Annotated in this window: 1 protein-coding gene and 2 pseudogenes; 1 reads left to right on the top strand and 2 read right to left on the bottom strand. The window is 60.5% G+C overall.

The annotated features are described in order from the left end of the window. Both DQ405_RS23925 and DQ405_RS23920 read right to left on the bottom strand, forming a co-directional pair. A pseudogene (locus DQ405_RS23925) lies at positions 1-2,791 on the bottom strand (efflux RND transporter permease subunit); the annotation flags it as partial. A 5-nt stretch (positions 2,792-2,796) separates the two neighbouring features. Continuing rightward, positions 2,797-3,899: pseudogene (locus DQ405_RS23920) on the bottom strand (efflux RND transporter periplasmic adaptor subunit). A 93-nt stretch (positions 3,900-3,992) separates the two neighbouring features. On the opposite strand from DQ405_RS23920, the gene DQ405_RS23915 reads away from it, so the two are divergent. After that, positions 3,993-4,649 carry a TetR/AcrR family transcriptional regulator gene (locus DQ405_RS23915; RefSeq protein WP_019817872.1) on the top strand — a complete coding sequence of 219 codons (657 nt, stop codon included), beginning with the start codon at positions 3,993-3,995 and terminating at the stop codon, positions 4,647-4,649. The last annotated feature ends 428 nt before the right edge of the window (positions 4,650-5,077 follow it).

The raw sequence follows: 5,077 nt of genomic DNA, 5'->3' as shown, positions 1-5,077 counted from the left end.
GATCATGCCCGACAGCGCGATGGTGCCGAGCATGGCGACGAAACCGAAGGGTTGGCGGAACACCAACAGAAACAAGGTCACGCCGATCAGCCCCAACGGTGCGGTGAGAAAGACCATGGCCGTGCGCGAAAAGCTGCGCAGTTGCAGCATCAGCAAGGTCAGCACCACCACGATAAAACAGCGGCACGCCGGCCTTCACCGAGTTTTGCCCCCGCGCAGAGTCTTCAACCGTACCGCCCACCTCCAACAGATAGCCGTCCGGCAGCTCGGCTCGCACATCGGCGAGCGTCGGCAAGATCTGCTGCACGAGGGTCGCCGGCTGTTCCTTGCCATAGATATCGGCCCGTACGGTCACTGTGGGCAGACGGTTGCGATGCCAGATGATGCCTTCTTCGAATCCATATTCGAGGGTGGCAATTTGCGACAGCGCCACGCTTTTACCATTGTCGGTGGGCACGGCCAGGCTCGGCAGGCGCGACAGCTCGCTACGCTCATGCACCGTGCCGCGCAGGAGGATCTCGATCAATTCGTTGTCCTCCCGATACTGGCTGACGCCGGCGCCGGTCAGGGAACTCTGCAGGAATTTCGACAGGTTGGCAGTGCTCACACCCAGGGCACGGGCACGGTCCTGGTCGATATTCAGGTATACGATTTTGCTCGGTTCTTCCCAGTCCAGATGCACATTCACCACATGGGTATTTTCGCGAACCTTGGCCGCCACTTTGCGCGCCAGCGAACGGACTTCTTCGATGTGCTCGCCAGTCACACGAAACTGCACGGGGTAGCCTACGGGCGGGCCGTTCTCCAGGCGCGTGACCCGCGAACGCAGCGCGGGGAATTGCTCGTTGAGGGTTTCGATCAACCAGGTGCGCAGGCTTTCTCGTTCCTCGATGGTGTTAGCCAGCACCACAAACTGGGCGAAGCTGGCAGCGGGCAATTGCTGGTCCAGTGGCAGGTAAAACCGTGGCGAACCGGTGCCCGCGTAGGCGACATAGTTATTGATGCCGGCATGCTCCTTGAGCAACGCCTCCAGGCGCTTGACCTGTTCGGCGGTGTTGCTCAGGGAAGCGCCTTCGGCCAGTTTCAGGTCGACCATCAACTCCAAGCGACCGGAAGCCGGGAAGAACTGTTGCGGCACGAAGCGAAACAGTGCAACCGAGCCGATAAACAGCAGCAGGGTCAGCACGATCACGGTTTTACGCCGCTGCACGCACCACTCCACCAGACGCCTTACACGCTGATAGAAGGGTGTGCCGTAAAGGGTCCGGGCCGTCGGTGCCGTGTTTGGCCGCATGAATCTTCGCCAGGTCGGGCAGGAGTTTTTCCCCCAGGTAGGGCACAAACACCACGGCCGCCACCCAGGAGGCCAGCAGTGCAATGGTCACCACCTGGAAGATCGAACGGGTGTATTCACCAGTGCTCGATTGCGCGGTGGCAATCGGCAAGAAGCCTGCGGCCGTGATCAGGGTGCCGGTGAGCATGGGGAATGCGGTGCTGGTCCAGGCGAAACTCGCGGCTTTGAGGCGGTCGTAACCCTGTTCCATTTTGATCGCCATCATTTCCACGGCGATGATCGCGTCATCCACCAGCAAGCCCAGGGCCAAGACCAAGGCGCCCAGGGAAATCTTGTGCAGGCCGATGCCCAGGTAATACATGGCGGCAAAGGTCATCGCCAGTACCAGCGGAATCGCCAGGGCGACGACCATGCCGGTGCGCACGCCGAGGGAGAAAAAGCTCACCAGCAAAACAATCGCCAGCGCTTCAGCCAATACCTGGACGAATTCTCCGACGCTGGTCTTCACAGCTGCCGGCTGGTCCGACACCTTGCGCAGCTCCATCCCTGCCGGAAGGTTCTTTTGCAGGCGTGCGAATTGCGCTTCAAGGGCCTTGCCCAGTACGAGGATGTCGCCACCGTCGCGCATGGCCACGGCCAGGCCGATGGCATCTGCGCCCATGTAGCGCATGCGCGGTGCCGGTGGGTCGTTGAAGCCTCGATGGATGTCAGCCACGTCACCGATGCGGAAGGTGCGATCCCCCACGCGTATCGGAAAGTTGCGGATCTCCTCTACTGTCTTGAAGTTGCCCGAAACGCGCAGTTGCACGCGCTCGGTGGGGGTTTCAAAGAAGCCGGCGGTGGACACCGCATTTTGCTCCTGCAACGCCTGTTGTACCGCAGCCAGAGGCAAGCCGAGGGTGGCGAGCTTGAGGTTGGACAGCTCGATCCAGATCTTCTCGTCCTGCAGGCCGAGCAGCTCGACCTTGCCCACATCCGGGACGCGTTGCAGCTGGATCTGGATGCGGTCGGCGTAGTCCTTGAGCACCGCATAGTCAAAGCCGTCGCCGGTCAGGGCGTAGATATTGCCGAAGGTGGTGCCGAACTCATCGTTTGAAAAACGGCCCCTGGATATCCGGCGGCAAGGTGTGGCGGATGTCGCTGATTTTCTTGCGCACCTGGTACCACAACTCAGGAATCTGCGCCGAACGCATCGAATCACGGGCAATAAAGGTGACCTGGGATTCACCAGGACGGGAGAACGACACGATGCGTTCATACTCACCGGTCTCCATGAGTTTTTTCTCGATTCGCTCAGTGACCTGGCGCGAAACCTCCTGGGCCGTGGCTCCAGGCCAGTTGGTCTTGATCACCATGGCCTTGAAGGTAAAGGGCGGGTCTTCAGCTTTGTCCCAACTTGGTGTAGGACAAGGTGCCAACCACGGCCAGCAGGATCGATCAGGAACAGTACGATCTGGACGATTACGCAACGCCCGATTCGGAAAGATTGAAACCCATGGGGACTACTCCTTGGCCGCCAGATTCACTACACGGTTGGAGCGATCCACCGGGCGCACGGGTTGGCCCTCATGGAGCACATGCACGCCTGCGGCCACCACCCAATCGGTGGCGGCCAAGCCTTCGAGTACCGGCACGGTGTTTTCGCCAAACGCACCAATGCGTACAGGGGTGCGTTCAAGGGTGTTGTCCGGTTTTACACGCCAAACGTAGGACGCACCGTTCTCGGCACTCAGGGCAGACAGCGGTACCGATAGGGGAATGACACCGTCGACCTGGATGAAAACCCGTGCGCTTTTGGCCCAGTTCGGCGGGCACTTTGCCGCCGATGAAGGCTACGCGCGCGGCGAAGGTGCGAGACTTGGGGTCGGCGGCAGGCGACAGTTCACGAATGCGCCCGGCGAAGCGTTGCTCTGGCTGGCTCCACAACTCCACCGACACCGGCTGGCCGATCTTGAAGCGGCCAAAGCCCTGCTCGGGCAGGCTGATCAAGACTTCACGCTCGCCATCGGTGGCCAGGGTGAACACCGTCTGGCCAGCGGAAAACCACTTGCCCCACCTCGACGGCACGCTTGGCGACTACCCCATCCTGAGGCGCACGCAGCACGGCGTAGCCCGCCTGATTGCTGGACACATCGAACTCGGCCTTGATCTGCTTCAGGCGTGCTTCACCGGCTCGGTAGAGGTTTTCGGAATTGTCGTACTGCGACCGACTGACCATCTGACGGTCCATCAAGGTCTTGTAGCGATCCCGCTCCGCACGCACCAAGCTCAGATTGGCCTCTGCGGCGGCTACTTGGGCGCGGGTGGCCTCCAGTTGCAGGCGCACGTCCTGGGGGTCGAGTTCGGCCAGCGGCTGGTTGGCCTTGACCCGTTCGCCCTCCTCCACCAGGCGCTTGCTGACTTTGCCGCCGATGCGAAAGGCCAGGTCCGGCTCATAACGGGCACGCACCTCACCGGGGTAGCTGTCCATTGCCTGCGCCGAAGGCTGCGGTTGCACCACCATGGCCGGGCGTACGGTGGTCTGGGCCGCTTCTTCATGGCCGCAAGCGGCCAACAGGAAGATCAGGCTGACAGGCAAAGCAAGGGGCAGGAAAGCGCTGCGCATGCTGAAGGACCTTTCGCAAATAGAGCTTGGAATAATTATACTGGCCGGTATGTTATTAATACCAAACTCACCAGTCCAGTATTAAAGGTGAAAATGTCCGACAATCCTCTGAACACCGCAAGCCCCGGGCGCCCCAAGGACATGGCAAAACGCCAGGCAATCCTCGAATCGGCAAAATCGCTGTTCCTGGACAAGGGCTATGCAAACACCAGCATGGACGCCGTCGCCCTGGCGGCCGGCGTATCGAAACTCACGGTCTACAGCCACTTCACCGACAAGGAGACGCTGTTCACCGCGGCGGTAGTGGCCAAATGTGAAGAGCAATTGCCGGTGATGTACTTCGAGCTTCCCGAAGGCATGCCCGTCGAGACGGTGTTGCTCAACATCGCACGCGGCTTTCATCGGCTGATCAACAGCGAGGAGTCGGTAAACCTGCATCGCCTGATGATGACCACCGGCAATCAGGACGTGAAACTCTCCCAGATCTTCTTCAACGCCGGCCCCATGCGCATGCTGCAAGGCATGGAGCGCTTGCTCGGCAAGATTGACCAGGGCGGCGCGCTGAGCATCGACACACCGTTCAAAGCCGCGGAGCACTTCTTTTGCTTGCTCAAGGGCACGGCGAACTTTCGCTTGTTGTATGGCTGCGGCGGACAATTGAGCGCGCAAGAGGCTGAAGAGCATGTGCAGGATGTGGTGCAGTTGTTTATGCGGGCCTATCGCAGCACGGGGCTCGACAGCACCGCATAGGCGGTAGCAACCGACGGTAACCACGATGCGAAGCGAGTCGCTCTTGATCTGCTCTTGATCTGCTTTTGATTTTGATCTTAAGCGCCCCGTCAAACCACGCTGGCCGGAATTCGACAGGGWTTTGGGGGGTAAACCGGCAGGGATGCCGGTTTAGCCGCCCCGCGCCATGGATGGCGCGTGGCGGCGGCCCCCCAAATCACTTGGCGGATTACGGGCACACCGAGCCCAGGCGAGGTGCCGAGTGGTGGGGCAAGAGCGCTTTGCTTACTTTCGCGCTTTTCGAAAGTGAGCCGCCGTCAGGGCGGAACCCTAAGTGGCCGTTACCGCAGGAATGGATATGTACTCGSTATAACWGYRTCGMCTGTCAGGCCGCYWTCGCRRGCAAGCCMGCTCCCACAGTTGGATTGCGGGGGTGTCTGGTAGGTAAA

Source organism: Pseudomonas sp. SST3 (genome assembly GCF_003325755.1).
The sequence above is the reverse complement of the archived record's forward strand: the minus strand, read 5'-3'. Positions and strand labels throughout refer to the sequence as shown.

Bases quoted from the DNA above. Each gene is read 5' to 3' on its own strand.
- DQ405_RS23915 (WP_019817872.1), top strand. From the start codon at position 3,993: ATGTCCGACAATCCTCTGAACACCGCAAGCCCCGGGCGCCCCAAGGAC.